Below are 19,770 nucleotides of genomic sequence, written 5' to 3'. Positions count from 1 at the left end.
CCCGCCCGGCAGACGTTGACATTCCCGGCCCGGCTGGTTTGATTGCAAATGGTATACCAAACGGGCCGCCATGCAAGCAGGCCCGACACTCACCCGGGAGGATCTTCATGCCAGCGACTTGGGCGCGTGCCCCATGCTGACCTTTGCGCTTGCGGTCTTCTTTCTGATCATCACCCCCGGTCCCGGTGTCCTGTCCACCGCCGGTCTGGGTGCGGCCTATGGGTTCCGGCCCGGGCTGGCCTATGTGACGGGCCTGTTCATCGGCACCAACCTCGTGGCGCTGGCAGTGATTTCTGGGCTTGCCGCCGTGGTGCTGTCTGTTCCCGTGATACGCACCGTCCTGATGATCGCCTCCATCGGCTACCTGATCTACCTCGCTGCGCGCATCGCCTTTGCCGGCAGCAAGATCGCCTTCATCGAGGCCAAGGCCCCGCCCGCCGTGCTCTCCGGGATTCTTTTGCAGGCGATCAACCCAAAGGCCTACGCCGTGAACACCACGCTGTTCGCGGGCTTTCCCTTTGCACCCGATAACCTGATGTTCGAAACCATCGCCAAACTGGTGATCGTCAACATGATCTGGATTCCGATCCACCTTGGCTGGCTCTACGCTGGCGCTACTCTGCACCGACTGAACCTGCGCGAAACCGCGCATCGCCGGATCAACTGCGCCATGGCCGCCTCCATGCTGGCGGTCGTCGCACTTGCAATCTTTGCCGCCGGAGGCACCAATGCCCCATAACGCCACCATCGCCGAGCTGCGCCACCTGCTGGGCGACCGCCTCTCCACCAGCAGCGCCGAACGCAGCCTGCACGGCCAGAACGAAACCTATTACCCCAATACGCCCCCCGACGCGGTGGCCTATCCCGAAAGCACTGCCGAGGTCTCGGCCATCCTGGAGGTTTGCAACCGCCACGCTTGCCCGGTGACCGCCTATGGCGCGGCAAGCTCTCTGGAGGGACAGCACCTTGCCCTGCACGGCGGCATCAGCCTCGACATGTCCCGGATGAACCGCGTGTTGGCGATCCATCCTGAGGATCTGACCTGCACCGTCCAGCCCGGGATTACCCGCAAGCAGCTGAACGAGGAACTGCGTGCCACCGGCCTGTTCTTTTCGGTCGATCCCGGCGCCGATGCCTCGATCGGCGGTATGGCGGCCACCCGGGCCTCTGGCACCACGGCTGTCCGCTATGGCACGATCCGGGACAATATCCTTGGGCTGGAGGCGGTGATGGCCGATGGCACGGTGATCCGCTCTGGCACGCGGGCGCGCAAATCCTCTACCGGATATGACCTCACGCATCTGATGATCGGCTCCGAGGGCACGTTGGGCATCATGACCGAATTCACCCTGAAGCTGCACGGTCTGCCCGAAAGCGTGACCGCCGCGACCTGCCGCTTCGACGACGTGCAACAGGCCGTGCACTGCGTGATCGCCACCATTCAATGCGGTATCCCTATGGCCCGGATCGAGCTGCTGGATCACATGATGGTGCGCGGGTTCAATGCTTACGCGGGCGCGGGACTGCCTGAAAAACCGCATCTCTTTCTGGAATTCCACGGCGCACCCGCCGCCGTGGCCGAACAGATGGCCACATTCGAAGAGATTGCCGCAGAATTCGGCGCCGAAGGCTGGCAGACCGCCACCACAACCGAAGAGCGCAACGCGCTCTGGGCCATGCGGCACAATGCACATTACGCCTCGGCCGCCCTTGGCAAGGGCAAACACATCTGGCCAACGGATGTCTGTGTGCCGATCTCACATCTGGCAGAGGCCGTGGCCCAGTCTCAGGCCGATGCACAACGGCTTGGCCTTACCGCCACCATCGTCGGCCATGTGGGCGACGGCAATTTCCACGCCGGCCTGTCCGTCGACCCGACCGACCCCGATGAAATGGCCCGAGCGCATGACTTCACCCATGCGCTTGGAGAAACCGCGCTGCGCCTTGGCGGAACGGTGTCCGGCGAACATGGCATCGGCATCGGCAAACAAAGCTTCATGGCCGCCGAACATGGCGCCGCCCTGACCTACATGCGGGCCATCAAACAGGCCTTCGATCCCAAGGGCATCCTGAACCCCGGCAAACTCTTGCCCGCAGACCTCCAAGCAAAGGCAGCTGAATGACCCGCTTCCTCTCCATCGGCGAAATCATGGCCGAAATGGCACCGGCTCCGGAAAACCCCGGCCTCTACCGGCTGGGCTATGCCGGGGACACCTTCAACACCGCATGGTACGCCCGCCGCCTGCTGCCCGCCACGTGGACCGTCAGCTATGGCACCGTGCTGGGCACAGATCCTATGTCCGACGATCTGGCCCGTTTCATCGGCGCGCAGGGCATTTCCAACGACGCCCTGCGCCGGAACGAGGAACGCACCGTGGGTCTCTACATGATCCAGACCCGCGACGGCGAACGCAGCTTTTCCTACTGGCGTGGACAATCGGCGGCGCGCACATTGGCCGAGGATCCCGCCTGGCTCGACGAAATCATGGCGGATCGTACGGTGATCCAGTTCTCCGGCATCACGCTGGCGATCCTGTCGCCAGAGGCGCGCAAGACGCTCTGCGCCGCGCTGGGCCGCGCCCGCGCGCATGGCGCTCACATCGCCTTTGACACCAACCTGCGCCCCCGCCTGTGGGAAAGCGCCGAGGCGATGCGTTCCGGCCTGTTGCAGGGGGCCGCCGTGTCGGACACCGTGATGCCCAGCTTTGACGAGGAACAGCTCGCCTTTCAGGATGCCACTCCCGAGGACACGCTGACGCGCTATCGCGCCGCCGGGGCCTCCTGCGTGGTGATCAAGAACGGCGCGGCCACCTTTCACGGCTGGACCGAAGAGACCGGCACCGTCACCTGCACTCCGCCCGACGTGACCCGCGTGGTCGACAGCACCGCCGCCGGGGACAGTTTTGGCGCAGGCTTCCTTGCCGCGCGGGCCACCGGCGCACCGCTGGCCACCGCCATGACCCGCGCCGCCGCGCTGGCCGCGCAGGTGATCCAGCACCCCGGCGCGCTGGCGCCGCAGATCTTCGAAACAGGAGCGACCTCATGAACATTCTCATCCTTGGTGGCGCAGGCCTGATCGGCCAGAAACTCGCCCGTGCGCTGGCGACACGCGGCACTCTGCGCGGAAAGCAGATCAGCCGCCTGACACTGGCCGATGTGACCGCCCCCGCCCCGGTCGCTGCCCCCTTCGACGTGCAGTATCAGACCTGCGACATCACCGATCCGGCGTCGATGACCGAGACCATCCCGCGGGACACAGATGTCATCTATCTGCTCGCCGCCGTCGTTTCGGCCCATGCCGAAGAGGATTTCGACTTCGGCTACGAGGTCAACATGCACGGCACCCTGAACGTGCTGGAACGCGCCCGCGCGCTTGGCACCCGGCCGGTGGTCGTCTTCACCTCTTCCATCGCGGTCTACGGCGGCGAGGTCCCGCAGCCCTTCACCGATGACAGCTTTCTCAACCCCCAGATCAGCTACGGCGCCCAGAAAGCCATCGGAGAGCTGCTGCTGAACGACTATTCGCGGCGCGGCTTCATTGACGGGCGTGGCTTTCGCTTGCCGACAATCTCGATCCGCCCCGGCAAGCCCAATCGCGCCGCCTCGGGCTTCATGTCGTCGATCTTTCGCGAACCGCTGCAGGGGCAGACCGCCAACTGCCCGGTCGACAAGGATTTCCATCACCTCTACCTCAGCCCGCGCCAATGCGTCGAAAATCTCATCAAGGGGGCGGAAATCCCGCGCGAAGACCTTGGCCTGAACCATGTCATGACCATGCCCGGTCAGATGCTGACCATCGGCCAGATGCTCGACGCCCTGACCGCCGTGGCAGGCCCCGAACCCGCCAAGTTGATCACATGGGACCCGCAGCCGGAAATCGCGGACATCCTCAAGGGCTGGCGCAATGAGATCCGCCCGGCAAAGGCCGAAAAACTGGGCCTGCAGGCCGACGCCAGCTTTGAGGACAACATCCGCTATTTCCTCGAAGACGACCTGCAAGGCTGACCGCCCCCAGCCTTCTTTGGTTTGAATAATACCGCGGGGGAGGCTCGCAGAGCCGGGGGGCAGCGCCCCCTCCCCTCGCCTTTCAAGGAGAACACCATGCCAGATTTCGCCATCTACCCCAGCCTCAAGGGCAAGACCGTCCTGATCTCCGGCGGGGCCTCCGGCATCGGAGAGGAAATGGTCCGTGCCTTTGCCGCACAGGGCGCGCGCACCGGTTTCGTCGATTTCAACCGTGAGGCGGGCGAGAAACTCGCCGCCGAGACCGAGGGCGAGGTCGCGTTCGAATTCTGCGACCTGCGTGACATCGACCAACTGCGAAGCGCCTTCGGCAAGCTGGCCGACCGGCTTGGCCCCGCCACGGTGCTGGTTAACAACGCGGCTCGCGACGACCGCCATGACTGGAGCGAGGTCACGCCCGAATACTGGGATGAACGTATGGCGACCAACATCCGCCACATGTTCTTTGCCATTCAGGCGGTGGCGCCCGGAATGATCAAGGCGGGCGGCGGGTCGATCATCAACATGGGCTCGAACAGCTGGTGGGAGGCCGGGGGCGGCATGCCCGCCTACACCACCGCCAAATCCGCCGTGCACGGACTGACCCGCACCATGGCGCGTGACCTTGGCGATCACCGCATCCGGGTCAACAGCATCGTGCCGGGCTGGATCATGACGGAACGGCAAAAGGATCTCTGGGTCACTCCCGAGGCGATCGAGAAGCACCGCCAGCGCCAATGCCTGCCCGACCTGATCGAACCGGTCTACCTTGCCCGCATGGCGCTTTTCTTGGCCAGCGACGACAGCGCCATGTGTTCGGCCAACAACTACATGGTCGAGGCAGGGTCCATCTGATCGCCGCCTGGTTGACGCGGATCAAGGCGGCGGGCGGTTTTTTGCGGTTTTTGTAGCGGGAAAGAACCCACTGCAACGGAGCACGGAAATGACCAGCCCGACCGCCGCCGACACCCGCAAAGACCATGTCACCGTCATGAAGGTCCCAGAGGCCGTTGGCGTCTTCGACAGTTTCGAGGCCCTGCAAAAGGCCTTTTATGACCTGCGCATGGTGGGCTTCAGCCGTTATGACATCAGCCTTCTGGGGTCCGAAGAGACGCTGAAGGAAAAGCTGGGCAAAGGCTACTGGACCGCCGCCGAACTGGAGGATGATCCCAACGCCCCGCGCGCCGCCTTTGTTTCCGAAGAGGCGATGGGCGAATTCGAAGGGGCAATCGCGGGCGGTTTCTTTTTCCTAGGATCCTACATCGCCATGATGGCATTGCTGACACCTGCAAGCACGCTGGCGGCCTCTATCGCGGCGATTGCCATCGGCGGCGCCCCCTCGGCTGTGATCGGCGGATTGCTGGCGCGGCGCGCGGAACAACACCACCGCGACTACTATGCCAAGCAGGTCGAACACGGCGGCATTCTGCTTTGGGTCCGCGTCGCGGATGAGGAAAAGCAACGGCTTGCGGTGGAAATCCTCAAGGGCCACTCGGGACATGATGTGCACGTCCACGATTGGAGCCTGTGACTGTGACGGATCGGGGCGGCATGGCGCCGCCCCGGCCCCTTACTCTGCCGCCATCTGCGCCGTTGGCGTCGATAGGGAAATCGCCTTCTCGTCCTCTGTCATGTCCGAAGGTACGCCTTCGAACAGCGGCGTCGACAGATACCGCTCGCCCGTGTCAGGCAGCATGACAAGGATGGTGGCCCCTGCGGGTGCCTTCTCGGCCACCTGCATGGCCACGGCAAAACTCGCGCCCCCGGAGATGCCGGTAAAGATCCCCTCCTCCGCAGCCAACCGTTTCGACCATGCGATACCATCCGGACCCGCCACGGGCAGGAGTTCGTCGTAATACCCGTTGTCGATGCTTTCCTGCAGAACCCAGGGAATGAAATCCGGGGTCCAGCCCTGAATGGGGTGCGGGTTGAAATCCGGGTGCCCTTCGGTCGGCTGGTGGTCCTCGTTCCGGGTGTTCACATAGCCCGATCCGACGATGGCCGCATTGGCCGGTTCGCTGAGGATGATTTTCGTATCAGGCCGTTCCTTGCGCAGCACACGCGCCACGCCTGTGACCGTGCCACCGGTGCCATAGCCGGTCACAAAATAATCCAGCTTTTCGCCGTCGAAATCGGCCAAGATCTCGCGCGCGGTGGTGTTTTCATGGATATCGGCGTTGGCGGCGGTTTCGAACTGGCTGGCAAGGAACCAGCCGTTCGCCTCGGCCAGTTCCTTGGCCTTGGAATACATGCCGAAGCCCTTCAATTCCTTGGGCGTCAGAACCACCTTGGCGCCAAGAAAGCGCATCAACCGGCGCCGTTCGACCGAAAAGCTTTCGGCCATGGTCACGACCAGCGGATAGCCCTTGGCGGCGCAGACCATTGCCAGACCGATGCCGGTATTGCCGCTGGTGGCCTCAACGACGGTCTGGCCGGGTTTCAGCGAACCGTCCAGTTCGGCGGCCTCGATGATGCTGACCGCCAGCCGGTCCTTGACCGAAGCGGCGGGGTTGAAGGCCTCGGCCTTGACGTAGACCGTGACATGCTCGGGGGCGATGCGGTTGATACGGATCACCGGCGTGTCGCCGATGGTATCCAGCACATTGTCGAAGCGGCGGCCGCGTCCGCCGGTGGTGCGTTGAGTCATGATGGTCTCCCTGTTCGCAGCGCCGCGCAATGCTTGCGGCGACCTGACAGGAAACAGCCTAACCGATTCTCGACCCATGCGCCCACCGCTCAGGCGGGTTTCGCCATCCACTCGTCCAGCAGCGCGCCCAGCGCAGCCCAGTCGGTGTATTCATGATCCGCATCCAGATCGGCCTCCGGATCCTTGGCAGCCACGATGCGGCGCATCACGAAGCGGCGAAAGATATCGTATTCTGACGGTTTGTAGGCCCCCGCCACCTGTACCGTGCGCGCGGGCCGCCAGCTTGTCGCCGATGCGAAATCCTGCGCGATGCGGTCAAGGTCGGCCCAGTCTTCGGCGTCATGTCCCGCAGCGGCCAATGAAACCGACAGGAACAGCGTCGGGCGGGCATCCAGCGCCTCGGCGTGTTCGGCCACGAAGTCGCCCATCTCGCGCTGGTAGTGGCCGACATGGACAGAGGCGGCAAGGATCACCCGGTCAAAGCGGGACAGGTCGATGTCCTCGGCCTCACCCACGGGCAGCGCCTCGACGGCGTGGCCCGCATCGGCCAGTCGATCCATGGCAAAACGTGCGGTCTTGCGGGTTTGCCCCTCGGAAGAGGCGTAAGCGATCAACAGTTTCATGGGCAATCCTCCGGTTGCGCGGAGGATGAAGCAACAGCGCCCGGCACACCTTGACGCAGGTCAATCCTGCGTCAAGGAATGATCCTGCGCCTCAATTGACGGGCGTGACCAGCGGCTTGCCTTCGAGGAAGGCCGTCACGTTGGCCAGCTGCAACTCGGCCATGGCTGTGCGTGTCTCGACCGTGCCGGACCCCTGATGCGGCTGCAATACGGTGTTTTCCAGCTTCAGAAAGCGCGGGTCGATATTGGGCTCATTCTCGAACACGTCCAGAGCCGCACCAGCGATCTCTCCCGCCTCCAAAGCGTCCAGCAGCGCGGCTTCGTCAATCGTCGACCCGCGAGAGATGTTCACGACCACGCCGCGCGGACCCAGCGCCTGAATGGCCTCGCGCGTGACATGGCCTTTGGTGTCCGGCCCGCCGACCAGTGCGATCACAAGGAAATCCACCGCCTTGGCCAAGGACACCACGTCACCGTGATAGGTCCATCCCGGCGTCTCTTTCTCCGACCGCGAGGTGTAATGGATATCGCATTTGAAGGCGGCCAGCCGGTCCGCGATCTCGCGTCCGATGCGGCCCAGCCCGACAATCCCGACAGTAGAGCCGGAAACCTTGCGATTGAGCGGGATTTCCCCCTCTTTCGCCCACCGGCCAGAGGCCGCATGCGCGTGCCCCCGGATCATCGTGCGCGCCTGCGCAATGATCAGGCCCACGGCCAGATCCGCCACATCGTCGGACAGGACGTCCGGCGTGTTGGTGACGCCGATGCTGCGGGCGCTGGCCGCCGTCACGTCGATGGCATCATAGCCGACACCGAAATTGGCGATCACGCCCAGTTGCGGAAACAGGTCCATCGCCTCGGCGCCAAAAGGTTTGTGCCCCTTGAAGGCAACCGCCCGGATGCCGGCCCGTGCCGCTTCGTCCAATGAGGCCATCTCATCCGGCCCGCTTACGAACAGCGCCGGATGCGCCGCGCCCAGGCGGTCCCGCTCTACCTCGGTGAAGGCCGCGCCGCAGATCAGCAGTTGTGTATCGCTCATGTCTTAGCCTCCAGCGGTCAGCAATGCCCGGATGCGCGAAATTGCCTCCAGGATATTTTCAGTCGAATTGGCGTAGGAGAACCGCAAGTATCCCTCGCCCCATGCGCCGAAAGAAGTGCCGGACACGGTGGCCACGCCCGCCTCTTCGAGGAACCGGGTCTCGGCCTGTTTAGAGGTCAGGCCTGTCCCTTCGACGTTCGGGAAGGCGTAGAAGGCCCCCGCCGCATCGGCGCAGCGCACCCCCGGCAAGGCGTTGAGTTCGCGCACGATCACCTGACGCCGTTCGTCAAAGGCCGCCACCATGTCGCGCACCGCGTCCTGCGGTCCCTCAAGCGCGGCGATCCCCGCAAATTGCGTTGCCGCGTTAACGCAGGAATGGTCATTGATGCACAGCCGCGTGGCGTGCGCGACCAACTGGTCCGGCCAGACCGCGTACCCCAGCCGCCAGCCAGTCATGGCATAGGTCTTGGACCAGCCATCCAGCATGATCAGCCGGTCGCGGATTTCGGGGTAGTTCAGCAAGGAGGTATGCTCACGACCGCCATACAGCATGTTGGAATAGATCTCATCCGACATCAGCGCCACATGCGGGTGGTCCGCCAATCCGGCAACCAGCTTGTCGATCTCTTCCTTCGGCGTCACGCCCCCGGTGGGGTTGGCAGGCGAGTTGATGATGATCAACCGCGTCTTGTCGGTGATCTGGCCCAGCACCTCTTCTGCGTTGAAGGCGAAATCGTTTTCTTCTTTCAAGGCGATGGGCACCGGGGTCGCGCCGGAATATTTGATGACGGATTCATAGATCGGGAAACCGGGATTGGGATACATGATCTCCGCGCCCGGTTCGCCGAACATCAGCACCGCAAAGAACATGGTCGGCTTGCCCCCCGGCACCACCACCACGTTGTCGGGATTCACCTCTGCCCCGTGACGACGATGCAGGTCGGCGGCAACCGCCTGCCGCAGCGCGGGCAGGCCGTTGGCGGGCGTATAGCCGTGATGGCCGTCGCGCAGCGCCTTTATCCCGGCCTCGACGATATGCGCAGGTGTCTGAAAATCCGGCTGGCCGATGCCAAGATTGATGATGTCCCGGCCTTCGGCGGCAAGCTGCCCCGCCCGTGCCAGCACCACAAAGGCCGATTCAGTGCCCAGCCGCGACATTCCTGCGGCAAGTTTCAAATCTGTCATGATCCCTCCCGTGGCCCGTCCGGGGCCTTCGCGAATTTTGGTATACCAAAGCCCGCGCAAGGAAAAGCGGCAAAGCCCGCATCCCATGCCACCGGACCGACGTTGACTTGGCGCGCCGGAATTGTTTACTTGGAAACGAAATTACGCCGAAAAGGCGCCACAGGGGGAGGAGCGTTTCGCAATGACGAAACCGGAGGAGGTCATTGGCGGCGGGCTGATCACCTATGAACGCGACGGCGACGTGGCACTGATCGGCCTCAACCGTCCTGAAAAGCGAAATGCTCTTTCCGACCGATTCATCATCGCGATCGGAGAGGCCATCGCCCGCGCCACGTCAGAGGCCCGCGCCGCCGTGATCCATGGCCACGGTAAACACTTCTGCGCCGGGCTGGACCTTGCCGAACATTCGGAAAAGCCGCTGTTCGAGGCAGTCAAAGGCTCGCGGCTCTGGCACCGCACCTTCGAGACCATCGAAATGGGCGAAATCCCGGTGATCTCTGCCATCACCGGTGCGGCTGTGGGCGGCGGTTTTGAACTGGCGGCCAGCACCCATGTCCGCGTCGCGGAGGAAAGCGCCTTCTTCGCCCTGCCAGAGGGTCAGCGCGGTATCTTTCTGGGCGGCGGCGGCTCTGTCCGCATCGGGCGCCTGATCGGACCGGCCCGCGTGGGCGACATGATGCTGACGGGCCGCTCTGTCAACGCCGCAGACATGGAACGCTGGGGCGGAGTGTCCTACGTTGTCCCCGATGGTCAGGCGCTGACCAAGGCGCGCGACCTTGCCGCCCGGGTCGCAACCAACGCGCCGTTCACCAATTACGCGGTGATGAACGCCCTGCCCCGCATCGCGGATATGTCCGCAGACAGCGGGCTTTTCTCCGAGGCGATGGTCGCCTCACTGGCCAGCATGACGCCAGAGGCCCAGCAACGTCTGCGCGACTTTCTCGAAAAGCGCGCCGCCAAGGTGCAGGCCCCCGACAATGGCTGAGACACCGGCGGACCGGACCAGCAATGAGGACATCCGCCTGGGGCCTATGGGCGACAGCCTTGGCTACCTGCTGCGGTTGGCACAGCTGCAGGCGTTCCGCGCCTTCTACACCACCTTCGAAGGCGAACGGATCCGCCCCGGCGAATTCACCGTGCTGATGCTGATCGCCGAAAACCCAGGAATCCGGCAGGGTGTGCTGGCCCGTGCGCTGATGATCAAACGCGCGCATATGACCAAGATGGTCCAGAGCTTCGAAGAAGCCGGACTGATCCGCCGCACCGTGCCGGAAAGTGACCGCCGGGCCGTGGAACTCTGGCTGACGGATGCGGGCACGGACAGGATGAACGCCTTTCGCGCGCCCTTTGCCGTCCACGAAGACCACAGCGCGCCAAGTCTGGCTCCGCAAGAGGCGGCGGACCTGCGGCGGCTCTTGAAAAAATACCTGCGCCTGCAACCCGGAACGGAGGGCACCACATGAACGCCGACGACCTGATCGCCATCGACTTTCACACCCACGCCGAGGAACCCTGCTGCGGGCCGCGCGACGACGGCTATGACGACTTCCAGGCGGGCATGGCCAAATATTTCAAGAACCCCGCAGGGGCGTCCGGCATGTTGCCCTCGGTCCAGCAAACCGCCGAATACTTCCGTGAACGCAAGATCGGCGCGGTGATCTTTCCTGTCGATGCCGAACGCGAAACCGGTTTCCGCCGCTACTCGAACGAGGAAGTGGCCCAGATCGCGGCCGAAAACGACGACATCCTGATCCCCTTCGCGAGCATCGACCCCGCCAAGGGCAAGGCCGGCGCCCGCGAGGCGCGCCGACTGGTCAGGGAATTCGGCGTCAAGGGCTTCAAGTTCCATCCCACCATGCAGGGCTTCTACCCCAACGAACGCTGGGCCTACCCGCTCTATGAGGCCATCGCCGAAGAAGGCGCCATCATGCTGTTCCACACCGGGCAGACCGGCGTCGGATCGGGGATGCGCGGTGGCATGGGGATGCGGCTGAAATACTCCAACCCGGTGCATGTGGACGACGTGGCAGTGGACTTTCCCGACACGCCCATCGTGCTGGCCCACCCATCGTTCCCCTGGACCGAAGAAGGGCTGATGGTTGCCCAGCACAAACCCAACGTCTACATCGACATGTCCGGCTGGTCGCCGAAATATTTCCCCAAGATCTTCGTGCAATACGCCAACACCATCCTGCGGAAGAAGATGCTCTTCGGCTCGGACTGGCCCGCCATCACGCCCGACCGCTGGCTCAAGGATTTCGAAGAACTGGACATCCGCGAAGAGGTCCGCCCCCTGATCCTCAAGGACAACGCCCGCCGGCTGCTGAAGATCTGACAGGCCGCGCCCTGGTTTCTTTGGGCTGACAAATACCTCGGGGGGAGGCTCGCAGAGCCGGGGGGGCAGCGCCCCCGCCGCGGTTTCCCCACGCGACACCGCCCTTTAGCCATGTAAAATGGTCGGCGACGACCCTCTCCCTCAATACGGAGTCCCCATGACCCATCCCCGCATCCTCATCGCCGGCGGCGGCATCGGAGGACTGGTAACCGCCCTGACCCTGCACCAGATCGGCCTGCCCTGCACTGTCTACGAAGGGGTGCGGGCGTTGAAACCTTTGGGCGTGGGCATCAACATTCAGCCCAACGCGGTGCGCGAGTTGTTCGACCTCGGGATCGGGCCAGAGGTACTGGATCAGGTCGGCCTGCCCGCGCGTGAATGGGCGTTGGTGGGTCTGAACGGGGCCGAAATCCACGCCGAACCGCGCGGGCTGGAGGCCGGGTACAACTGGCCGCAATACGCCATGCACCGGGGCCGCTTTCACATGGCCTTGTATGACGCCGTGATCCAGCGCCTTGGGTTAGACGCGGTCCGCACCGGATGCCGCGCAACGGGGTTCACGCAAACGGAAGGGGGCGTCACGCTGCATCTCGATGGCCCGGAAGGCGCTTTCACCGAAACCGCCGACCTTCTGATCGGGGCCGAGGGCATTCACTCTCCGATACGCGCCCAGATGTATCCCGACCAACCGCCGATCCACTGGGGCGGCGCCCTGATGTGGCGCGGCACCACGCGGGCGAGACCTGTCCGCACCGGGTCCAGTTTCATCGGCCTTGGCACCCATCGGCACCGCATGGTGATCTATCCGATCTCCCACCCCGACCCGGATGGTCTGGCCGAGATAAACTGGATCGCCGAGCGCACGCTGGACGAAAACGAGGACTGGTCCGAAACCGGCTGGTTCCGCGAGGTGCCGATCGACAGCTTTGCGCATCACTTTGACCAGTTCCGCTATGACTGGCTGGATGTGCCCGCGCTGATCCGGGGCGCGGACCGCGTCTTTGAGAACCCGATGATCGACCGTGATCCCATTCCCTCATGGGTGCAAGGACGGGTCGCGCTGCTCGGCGACGCCGCGCATGCGATGTATCCAACCGGATCGAACGGAGCGAGCCAGGCGGTGATCGATGCCCGCACGCTGGGCGCCTGCCTGCTGCAGCACGGAACCACCCCGCAGGCGCTTGCGGCCTATGACGACAGACTTTGCGGGCCGGTATCGAAACTTGTCCTGCGCAACCGCGGCGCGGGGCCCTTCGGCCTTTTGAATATCGTCGATGAACGCTGCGGCGGGGTGTTCGACAAAATCGACGACGTGATCCCCGCCAAAGAGCGCGCGGCCTTTCTGGCCGATTACAAGGCCGCTGCCGGCTTTGCCATGGAGGCAGTGAATACCGCTCCGCCGATCATTTCCAAAGGTGAGAGCGGCGGCGACCAAACCGGCGGTTCTTGATAGTTTTCTATCAAAAAAGGCGATGCCTGCCCCTCATCTTTGACGGAATGTCGCCAGTTTCCCTACCAAAAGACTCGACGGTAGAAGTTTCAGACGTTAGCGATACCACCATGCGTTGCCGGGGCGCGGAGGTGTCAGACATTCAGTGCTGACAAGTCCCGATCACGTTGCTAGGCTCTGAACCGGGAACAAGGCCCGGAACAGGGCCAGCCCAAATTGACCAACCCGATGAATGGGTTGGCATCCAGTGGAGGAAACATGATGAAGAAGCTTTTCCTGGCCGCGACGGCCGTTGCAGCGCTTGCCGCGCCTGCCTTTGCCGAGCGTTACGTGGTCATCACGCACACGCAGGGCACGGACCCGTTCTGGCCGGTGGTCGAGAAAGGTGCCAAGGATGCCGGTGCCGCGATTGGTGCCGAAATCGAATACAACTACGATGTCTCCGGTGACATGGCCGCCATGGCCAAGCTGATCGAAGCCGCCGCCGCGACAGAGCCGGATGGCATCATCGTGTCGCTGCCGGACGCTGACGCCCTGGGCGGTGCAATCCGCAACGCCGTCGATTCCGGTGTCCCGGTCATCACAATCAACTCCGGTCTCGAATCCTCAAAGGCCGTCGGTGCCCTGATGCACATCGGTCAGCCGGAAAAGCTTGCAGGCTCTGCCGCAGGTGAGCGCGCCAAGGCCGAAGGTGTGACCAACGGTCTGTGCCTGAACCAGGAAGCGTTCAACACCGCGCTGGTCGATCGCTGCCAGGGTTACTTTGACGCCATGGGCGCCGACCTGAACATGATCGACGTGTCGAACGACGTCGCCCAGATCAAGACCCGGACCGCCGCTGCCCTGCAGGCGGACGAAACCATCGACGGTCTGCTGGCCATCGGCCCGCACGTCTGCGAAGCCGCTGCCGCCGCGGTCGAGGAAGTTGGCGCAGACATCCACCTGGCCTGCTTTGACCTGTCGCCGGGCGTGATCGACCTGATCAACGAAGGCAAGGCATCCTTCACCATCGACCAGCAGCAGCGCCTTCAGGGCTACATGCCGGTGATCCTGCTGCACCTCTACAACACCAACGCGGGCATGTTGCCCGGTGCAAACGTGCCCTCCGGCCCGGGCTTTGTCGACGCGACGAACGCGGCCGACGTGGCTGAGCAGGCAGGCGTGAACCGCTGATCCTTTGCGATAGCGTGTTCTGAAATCGGGGGGCAGACGGAAGACCGGCTGCCCCCCTTTTTGCAAGCATTTCCAGACAATTCAGGGCCCCTCGGGGTCGCCAAGGAGGGCATGATCATGTCTGATCGCAGCGAAGCGGACAGGCTTACCAAGGAAACGAGGCTTCAACGGCTTTTGCGGCGTCCGGAGATCGGTGCATTTTCGGTGATGATCGTCATCATCGTGGCGCTGGCCATCGCCTCTGACGGCAAGGCCTTCAATCCGCTGGGCCTCAAGAACAACATCGCCATTGTCGCCCAATACGGCATCATCGCAACCGGCGCTGCGGTCCTCATGATTGCCGGGGAATTCGACCTCTCCATCGGTTCGATGATCGGCTTCACCGGCATGATCATGGCGATGATCCTGAAATATGGATTTGCCCCGTTCGGTTTGGAACTGATCGGTCCCGGATCGCCCTTTGCGGCCTTTGTCATCGCGCTGATCTTTGCGCTGATCATAGGCTATATCGTCGGCACCATTGTCGTCCGGTCCGGCCTGTCCTCCTTCATCGTGACACTGGCCTTCCTGTTCTTCCTGCGCGGCGCAACAGAGGCGTCTTACCGGCTCATCAACAAGTCGACGCAGATTTCCGGCCTGCAGGATTTCAAGGAAACCTCCTGGTTTGCCGACATCCTTGGCGGCGAGGTCTTTGGCTGGTTCTTCGATCTGTGGTTCGCCATGGGTGGCAACCTGAACCGCCGGGACGAACAATGGGTCACAGGCTTTGACGCGCGGTTTCTGTGGTGGATGGTGATTGCCGGTGTGGCATGGTTCATCATGTCCCGGACGCAGTTGGGCAACTGGATCTACGCCACCGGCGACGACAAGAACGCGGCCCGCGCAAACGGTGTGCCGACCAACAAGGTCAAGGTTGGCCTGTTCATGTTCACCGCCTTCTGCGCCACCATGTTCGCGGCCTGTCAGGTCTTTGACACCAACACCGCCGACGCGGCCAAGGGCAACCTGCTGGAGCTCTTCGCCATCGCCATCGCGGTTGTGGGCGGCACGCTGATGACCGGTGGTTTCGGCTCTGTCCTCGGCGTTGCCTTCGGGGCAATCACCGTGGGCCTCGTGGCCAACGCGGTTTTCTTTATCCCATGGATCGACGGGTCGTGGTTCCGCGTCTTCGTCGGCACCATCCTGCTGGCGGCGGTCTTTGCGAACGAACGCATCCGCAAGCGCATCACGGGAGGGATCTGATATGGCTGCTCAACCTTATCTTCGCGTCGAGAACGTCATTAAGAAGTTCGGCCCCTTCACCGCTTTGAACGGGGTGAACCTCGAAATTCACGCCGGTGAGGTGCACGCGCTGCTGGGCGACAACGGCGCGGGCAAGTCGACCCTCATCAAGACACTGGCCGGGGTTCACCAACCCACCTCCGGGCAGTTGTACGTCGAGGGCAAACCCGTCAACTTCCGCACTCCGCGCGATGCGACGGCTGCGGGCATCGGCACGGTGTATCAGGATCTCGCCCTGAACCAGTTGATGTCCGTGACGCGCAACTTCTTCATGGGGCGTGAGTTGAAGGGTCCGCTGGGCACCCTGCGCATGCATGACATGGACCAGATCGCCTATGACGAGATGAAGAAGATCGGCATCTCGGTTTCCGATCCGACGCAGGCGGTGGGCACCATGTCGGGCGGTCAGCGTCAGACGCTGGCCATTGCCCGCGCCATCTACTTCGGCGCCAAGGTACTGATCCTCGACGAGCCCACTTCGGCCCTTGGTCAGAAACAGCAGATGGAAGTGCTGAAGACGATCATGCGGGTAAAGAAACGCGGCGACATTGCCATCATCTTCATCACCCATAACGAGATCCACTCTCAGCTTGTGGGCGACCGTTTTACCTTTCTCGCGCTTGGCGAGGTTATCGGTGCGGGCAAGGCGGGCGAACTCAGCCATGATGAGATCCGCCGCCTGATGGCCGGCGGCACAGAGATGAAGGATCTCGAAGGCGAACTCGCCGCCATCTGACCGGCAAGCGAACGATCCAGATATCGGCCCGTCCTCCGCAAGAGGGCGGGCTTTTTCCTGCTCTCCTTACGCCGAACCCGGCGCATGATGCGCGGCACAGGTTGTTGGACCAACAGCACCCCCATATGCTGACCAAAAGTTGCAGGTGACAGTATGCTTCAATCGTTGGGACGCGATCTCTGGACGGTCGAGGGCCAGCCGATCTGTGCGGCGGCGGGGTTCATGTTTCCAACCAGAATGTGTCTGGCGCGCCTGCCGGACGGCGGCATCTGGGTCCATTCCCCGGTCGCATTGACAGACGAAGTCCGCGCCGAAGTCGCCTCGCTGGGGCCGGTCCGGTACCTTGTGGCGCCCAACGACCTGCACCACGTCTATCTTCCGCTCTGGTGCGCGGCCTATCCCCGCGCGCAGGTGCATGCCGCCCCCGGCGTGCCGAAGAAATGCCCTTTTGCCGGAGAGGACGCGCCCCTAGGGGACAGCCCCCCGGAAGTGTGGAAAGACAGTTTTGATCAGGTGATGTTCGCCGGCAACCTGATCACGACAGAGATCGTTTTCCTGCATAGGCCAAGCGGCACGGCGATCTTCACCGACCTGCTGCAACAGATGCCCCCCGATTGGTATTCCGGCTGGCGCGGAACGGTTGCGCGGCTGGACCTGATGACTTCGGACTCGCCCAAGGTCCCGCGCAAGTACCGCCTTGCGTTCCGTGACCGCCCTGCCCTGCGCGCGGCCTTGGCACGGGTCCGGGCATGGCCGATCCAGAAGCTGGTGATGGCGCATGGCCCGGTGATCGAGACCAACGCCGCCGAGGTTGTGGACCGCGCCTTTTCCTGGGCCGATTGAGACGCCTCAGGGAAGCGCCGCTGCCGTCTTTGGATAGGTAATGGCCAGGTGATCCTCGGGAAAGCTGTCAAAGGACTTGCGCCAGGTCGCCCCCGGCCAGACCAGTTCCACCTCACGCCGTTGCGGACGATAGGCCGCCGTGTACAGCGTGCCGAACCCGCGGTCGAAGGCCAGCGAATAGAGCGGCGGCTTGAGGAACGCGCCGACGAACTTCTCTTGCGTTTCTGGATGCAGGGACAGTCGCTGCAACAGATAGCGTTCGCGCTCGACCGTCGCGGTCACCCGCGCGTGGCTCTTCCACTCGACCCGTTCCTGATGGTTCGTCGCCACCGCCGCATGGGTGATCAGCGGCGGCCGGTCGGGCGCAAGGTAGGCGGTGATGAAATCGCGCTGCGCATCCAGCACCGTCACGTTGTAGCTCATGTGGCAGGGCACGCGCTCCAGCACCTCGCGCGCCTCTTGCGTCGTTTCACAGGTCTGCAGGACGTATCGCAGGATCAGCGGCACGCCGAACCCCTCGCCCGCCGCAAGCCGCCCGCCAAAGGTCAGCGATACGACCAGTCCGGCATCGTTCATCCCGTCCACCAGACCGAACAGCCCGTCCGACGTGCCGATGACCTGCCGCCCCTGCCAGCCTGTCTTCAGCAGGACGGCATCGACGGCCTGCGGGTTGTAATCGTAGTTGCGCACCAATAGCGGCTCATCACCGGACCAGATCGCCTGGCTGCACCCAGTCAGATAGCGCGGCGGGCAGAAAAAGCTGAGAAACCGCGCCTCCATGTCCCCGCCACCGGCCAGTTCGCAGAGCTGCTCCCAGACCGGGACAAGTTCCGGCATGTGCTGACGCAACGCGCGACGGCACTCAAGGTAAGTCGGACGTCCGGACAGCCCCTCACGCGCCCACCATCGCAGGTAGGCGTTCCTGTATTCGGCAAAGAGCCCGGCCCATTTCGGACCAGGCCTGCTTTCCGATATCGCTCTGAACGTAAGGGACATATCCCTCCTACATGATCTTGAACGCCGGGTCCTGAAGGGCCTGTGCGGACGGCAGCGGACGCGCGGAATAGGCATTCTTGATCCCGGTGATCCACTGCTTGGCTTTCGCCGTCAGCTGGAAGCTCTTGGTCATCGACCGACCGCGCGTCACGAGGATGCCAAGGTCTGCGCCCTCATAGCGGTAATCGCCCACGTTGGAAATCCGCAGAAAGAAGGCTTCGTCTTCGGTTTCCACCGCGCGGCGGTGATAGTCGAAGCGGTCAAAGACCACGCGCCCGTCCGGCAGCATCTTGTAGATACCCGACTGCGGCGCCTGCGTGATGATGTCGACGTTGTCTTCGGTGTGCTTGATCACCATCTGCGACCAGCTGTCGATCATGTCCGGATCGGCCCAGCGTGAGTTCAACTCATCCACGTCCAGCTTGAACGGCTTCTTCGAGAACTCCAGCAGGTGGAACAGGAACAGCGGCGCATCGGCATGGGCAAAAGCGGCGTGATTGGTCATCGAGGATGCGCCGGTGATGCGCGGGTTCAACTCCCCCAGCCAGATGTCGTCGTTCTTCTTGTCGATCAGGAAATCGAGCTCGAAGTAGCCGCGATACCCCTCCTTGCGCAGTTGTTCACCAAAGGAAAAGGTCAATTCGCGGGCCTTCTGGCGCTGCTTGGGGCTGAACGCGGTGGAGAAGATTTCATTCCCGCACCAGCCGCCGCGATAAGGCGTCAATTCCTTGAAGCCCACCAGCTCGGTCATCAGCGGGCCGACGATTGTGCCTTCGGAGGTGGCGCAGGCCTCGATCGCGGAGCCGCGGCAATCGATCCGCTTCATGATCTTGATTTCGCCCTCGCCGACGATCTCGTGCTCATGTTTGCGGAAATCCGCTTCGGACTTGATGAAAAAGGTGGTGTGGCCGGAATCGCCAAAGGCCGACTGCAACACCAGATCGTTGCCCAGACCCGCCTTCTTGCACAACTCCTGCAGGTGGGCGTAGTCCTTGACCTCGGACAGCGTGTTCGGAACCGACGGGACGCCCGCCTTGTTGCCGACGCGCACGGTCTCGATCTTGTTGTCCATCGACTGGCGCAGCTTGGCCTTGGGGAACCAGACCTCTCCGCCCAGTTCCTTGGCCAGTTTCTCGGTCTTTTCGTCGAACATCAGGAAGACGAACTTGGGCTTGCCGCCGCGCGCCTTGACGTAGTCCACCACTTCCTTGTGCTGCAGCAGATAGTTGTTGATGTCCTCGATGGACTGGAACTCGTCATGCGGCATTTCGGACGGGCAGAGCACGTTGGGGTGGCGCCCGTCGAAACAGTCCATGTAGCAGATATACTTGAAGTTTTTCACCCATTCGTCGAGCCCGAGCAGGTTGAAGTTCGTCGCGGAGACGAAATAGATCGGGTCCTGATTGGTGTGAAAGTATCTCCGGATTTCGGAAATATTCGCCAGGGTCTTCTTTGGCATC

The 19,770-nt window shown here is 63.1% G+C and carries 20 protein-coding genes; 14 read left to right on the top strand and 6 right to left on the bottom strand.

Annotated elements, in window-relative coordinates; genetic code table 11:
- Positions 1 to 133 precede the first annotated feature (133 nt).
- The 6 genes from ACTXGA_RS13505 (at position 134) to ACTXGA_RS13480 (ending at position 5,533) form a co-directional block, all read left to right on the top strand.
- Positions 134 to 739, top strand: a complete 606-nt coding sequence (locus ACTXGA_RS13505) for a LysE family translocator (protein ID WP_443394450.1) — start codon at positions 134 to 136, stop codon at positions 737 to 739.
- Positions 729 to 2,123 (top strand): FAD-binding oxidoreductase, encoded by a 1,395-nt coding sequence (locus ACTXGA_RS13500; protein ID WP_443394448.1) that lies wholly within the window; start codon positions 729 to 731, stop codon positions 2,121 to 2,123. The genes ACTXGA_RS13505 and ACTXGA_RS13500 overlap by 11 nt, the downstream gene beginning before the upstream one ends.
- Positions 2,120 to 3,046, top strand: coding sequence for a sugar kinase (locus ACTXGA_RS13495; protein WP_443394447.1), 927 nt, complete (start codon positions 2,120 to 2,122; stop codon positions 3,044 to 3,046). The genes ACTXGA_RS13500 and ACTXGA_RS13495 overlap by 4 nt, the downstream gene beginning before the upstream one ends.
- Complete coding sequence (gene denD, locus ACTXGA_RS13490; RefSeq protein WP_443394446.1) at positions 3,043 to 4,005, top strand: D-erythronate dehydrogenase; 963 nt, start codon at positions 3,043 to 3,045, stop codon at positions 4,003 to 4,005. Before ACTXGA_RS13495 ends, denD begins: the two co-directional genes overlap by 4 nt.
- A 96-nt stretch (positions 4,006 to 4,101) precedes the next feature.
- On the top strand, positions 4,102 to 4,857 hold the full coding sequence (locus ACTXGA_RS13485) for an SDR family NAD(P)-dependent oxidoreductase (protein WP_443394444.1): 756 nt from the start codon (positions 4,102 to 4,104) through the stop codon (positions 4,855 to 4,857).
- An 88-nt stretch (positions 4,858 to 4,945) separates the two neighbouring features.
- Complete coding sequence (locus ACTXGA_RS13480; RefSeq protein WP_443394443.1) at positions 4,946 to 5,533, top strand: hypothetical protein; 588 nt, start codon at positions 4,946 to 4,948, stop codon at positions 5,531 to 5,533.
- Between the two features lie 39 nt (positions 5,534 to 5,572).
- Here the strand turns inward: ACTXGA_RS13480 and cysK are convergent, their stop codons facing one another.
- From cysK to ACTXGA_RS13460, 4 genes are all read right to left on the bottom strand, one after another.
- The gene (gene cysK / locus ACTXGA_RS13475) at positions 5,573 to 6,649 is read right to left on the bottom strand and encodes a cysteine synthase A (RefSeq protein WP_443394441.1); all 1,077 of its coding nucleotides are present in this window, start codon (positions 6,647 to 6,649) and stop codon (positions 5,573 to 5,575) included.
- An 89-nt stretch (positions 6,650 to 6,738) separates the two neighbouring features.
- Positions 6,739 to 7,272, bottom strand: coding sequence for a flavodoxin domain-containing protein (locus ACTXGA_RS13470; protein WP_443394440.1), 534 nt, complete (start codon positions 7,270 to 7,272; stop codon positions 6,739 to 6,741).
- A 91-nt stretch (positions 7,273 to 7,363) separates the two neighbouring features.
- The gene (locus ACTXGA_RS13465) at positions 7,364 to 8,311 is read right to left on the bottom strand and encodes a 2-hydroxyacid dehydrogenase (protein WP_443394439.1); all 948 of its coding nucleotides are present in this window, start codon (positions 8,309 to 8,311) and stop codon (positions 7,364 to 7,366) included.
- A gap of 3 nt (positions 8,312 to 8,314) precedes the next feature.
- Positions 8,315 to 9,496: a pyridoxal phosphate-dependent aminotransferase gene (locus ACTXGA_RS13460; RefSeq protein ID WP_443394437.1), complete on the bottom strand. Its 1,182-nt coding sequence runs from the start codon at positions 9,494 to 9,496 to the stop codon at positions 8,315 to 8,317.
- Between the two features lie 181 nt (positions 9,497 to 9,677).
- Between ACTXGA_RS13460 and ACTXGA_RS13455 the strand changes: the two genes are divergently transcribed.
- The 8 genes from ACTXGA_RS13455 (at position 9,678) to ACTXGA_RS13420 (ending at position 17,314) form a co-directional block, all read left to right on the top strand.
- Entirely contained in the window at positions 9,678 to 10,481 is an 804-nt protein-coding gene (locus tag ACTXGA_RS13455) for a crotonase/enoyl-CoA hydratase family protein (protein WP_443394435.1), read from the top strand.
- Positions 10,474 to 10,959, top strand: coding sequence for a MarR family winged helix-turn-helix transcriptional regulator (locus ACTXGA_RS13450; RefSeq protein ID WP_443394434.1), 486 nt, complete (start codon positions 10,474 to 10,476; stop codon positions 10,957 to 10,959). Before ACTXGA_RS13455 ends, ACTXGA_RS13450 begins: the two co-directional genes overlap by 8 nt.
- Positions 10,956 to 11,831, top strand: coding sequence for an amidohydrolase family protein (locus tag ACTXGA_RS13445; protein WP_443394432.1), 876 nt, complete (start codon positions 10,956 to 10,958; stop codon positions 11,829 to 11,831). Before ACTXGA_RS13450 ends, ACTXGA_RS13445 begins: the two co-directional genes overlap by 4 nt.
- A 157-nt stretch (positions 11,832 to 11,988) precedes the next feature.
- The gene (locus ACTXGA_RS13440; protein ID WP_443394430.1) at positions 11,989 to 13,281 is read left to right on the top strand and encodes a flavin-dependent oxidoreductase; all 1,293 of its coding nucleotides are present in this window, start codon (positions 11,989 to 11,991) and stop codon (positions 13,279 to 13,281) included.
- A gap of 258 nt (positions 13,282 to 13,539) precedes the next feature.
- Positions 13,540 to 14,454, top strand: coding sequence for a substrate-binding domain-containing protein (locus tag ACTXGA_RS13435; RefSeq protein WP_443394428.1), 915 nt, complete (start codon positions 13,540 to 13,542; stop codon positions 14,452 to 14,454).
- 117 nt (positions 14,455 to 14,571) lie between these two features.
- On the top strand, positions 14,572 to 15,696 hold the full coding sequence (locus ACTXGA_RS13430) for an ABC transporter permease (protein ID WP_443394426.1): 1,125 nt from the start codon (positions 14,572 to 14,574) through the stop codon (positions 15,694 to 15,696).
- A gap of 1 nt (position 15,697) precedes the next feature.
- A complete protein-coding gene (locus ACTXGA_RS13425) occupies positions 15,698 to 16,471 on the top strand; it encodes an ATP-binding cassette domain-containing protein (protein ID WP_443394424.1) in 774 nt (257 codons plus the stop codon).
- 153 nt (positions 16,472 to 16,624) lie between these two features.
- Positions 16,625 to 17,314, top strand: a complete 690-nt coding sequence (locus ACTXGA_RS13420) for a DUF4336 domain-containing protein (RefSeq protein WP_443394422.1) — start codon at positions 16,625 to 16,627, stop codon at positions 17,312 to 17,314.
- 6 nt (positions 17,315 to 17,320) lie between these two features.
- Here ACTXGA_RS13420 and ACTXGA_RS13415 read toward each other — a convergent pair whose 3' ends face one another.
- Both ACTXGA_RS13415 and ACTXGA_RS13410 read right to left on the bottom strand, forming a co-directional pair.
- Entirely contained in the window at positions 17,321 to 18,310 is a 990-nt protein-coding gene (locus ACTXGA_RS13415; protein ID WP_443394420.1) for a C45 family autoproteolytic acyltransferase/hydrolase, read from the bottom strand.
- Between the two features lie 7 nt (positions 18,311 to 18,317).
- Positions 18,318 to 19,769 (bottom strand): biotin carboxylase, encoded by a 1,452-nt coding sequence (locus tag ACTXGA_RS13410; RefSeq protein WP_443394418.1) that lies wholly within the window; start codon positions 19,767 to 19,769, stop codon positions 18,318 to 18,320.
- Position 19,770: the final 1 nt, after the last annotated feature.

This window comes from Antarctobacter jejuensis (assembly GCF_052266595.1).
Taxonomy (GTDB): Bacteria; Pseudomonadota; Alphaproteobacteria; order Rhodobacterales; family Rhodobacteraceae; genus Antarctobacter; species Antarctobacter jejuensis.
Note: the sequence above shows the minus strand (reverse complement) of the source record. Positions and strands in the feature narration are given on the sequence as shown.

Coding starts and splice junctions, on each gene's coding strand:
- ACTXGA_RS13410 (WP_443394418.1), bottom strand. CDS start 19,769: ATGCCAAAGAAGACCCTGGCGAATATTTCCGAAATCCGGAGATACTTT.
- ACTXGA_RS13495 (WP_443394447.1), top strand. CDS start 2,120: ATGACCCGCTTCCTCTCCATCGGCGAAATCATGGCCGAAATGGCACCG.
- ACTXGA_RS13440 (WP_443394430.1), top strand. CDS start 11,989: ATGACCCATCCCCGCATCCTCATCGCCGGCGGCGGCATCGGAGGACTG.
- ACTXGA_RS13435 (WP_443394428.1), top strand. CDS start 13,540: ATGATGAAGAAGCTTTTCCTGGCCGCGACGGCCGTTGCAGCGCTTGCC.
- ACTXGA_RS13505 (WP_443394450.1), top strand. CDS start 134: ATGCTGACCTTTGCGCTTGCGGTCTTCTTTCTGATCATCACCCCCGGT.
- ACTXGA_RS13425 (WP_443394424.1), top strand. CDS start 15,698: ATGGCTGCTCAACCTTATCTTCGCGTCGAGAACGTCATTAAGAAGTTC.
- ACTXGA_RS13450 (WP_443394434.1), top strand. CDS start 10,474: ATGGCTGAGACACCGGCGGACCGGACCAGCAATGAGGACATCCGCCTG.
- denD (WP_443394446.1), top strand. CDS start 3,043: ATGAACATTCTCATCCTTGGTGGCGCAGGCCTGATCGGCCAGAAACTC.
- ACTXGA_RS13500 (WP_443394448.1), top strand. CDS start 729: ATGCCCCATAACGCCACCATCGCCGAGCTGCGCCACCTGCTGGGCGAC.
- ACTXGA_RS13460 (WP_443394437.1), bottom strand. CDS start 9,496: ATGACAGATTTGAAACTTGCCGCAGGAATGTCGCGGCTGGGCACTGAA.
- ACTXGA_RS13455 (WP_443394435.1), top strand. CDS start 9,678: ATGACGAAACCGGAGGAGGTCATTGGCGGCGGGCTGATCACCTATGAA.
- ACTXGA_RS13470 (WP_443394440.1), bottom strand. CDS start 7,272: ATGAAACTGTTGATCGCTTACGCCTCTTCCGAGGGGCAAACCCGCAAG.
- ACTXGA_RS13485 (WP_443394444.1), top strand. CDS start 4,102: ATGCCAGATTTCGCCATCTACCCCAGCCTCAAGGGCAAGACCGTCCTG.
- ACTXGA_RS13420 (WP_443394422.1), top strand. CDS start 16,625: ATGCTTCAATCGTTGGGACGCGATCTCTGGACGGTCGAGGGCCAGCCG.
- ACTXGA_RS13430 (WP_443394426.1), top strand. CDS start 14,572: ATGTCTGATCGCAGCGAAGCGGACAGGCTTACCAAGGAAACGAGGCTT.
- ACTXGA_RS13465 (WP_443394439.1), bottom strand. CDS start 8,311: ATGAGCGATACACAACTGCTGATCTGCGGCGCGGCCTTCACCGAGGTA.
- ACTXGA_RS13480 (WP_443394443.1), top strand. CDS start 4,946: ATGACCAGCCCGACCGCCGCCGACACCCGCAAAGACCATGTCACCGTC.
- ACTXGA_RS13445 (WP_443394432.1), top strand. CDS start 10,956: ATGAACGCCGACGACCTGATCGCCATCGACTTTCACACCCACGCCGAG.
- ACTXGA_RS13415 (WP_443394420.1), bottom strand. CDS start 18,310: ATGTCCCTTACGTTCAGAGCGATATCGGAAAGCAGGCCTGGTCCGAAA.
- cysK (WP_443394441.1), bottom strand. CDS start 6,649: ATGACTCAACGCACCACCGGCGGACGCGGCCGCCGCTTCGACAATGTG.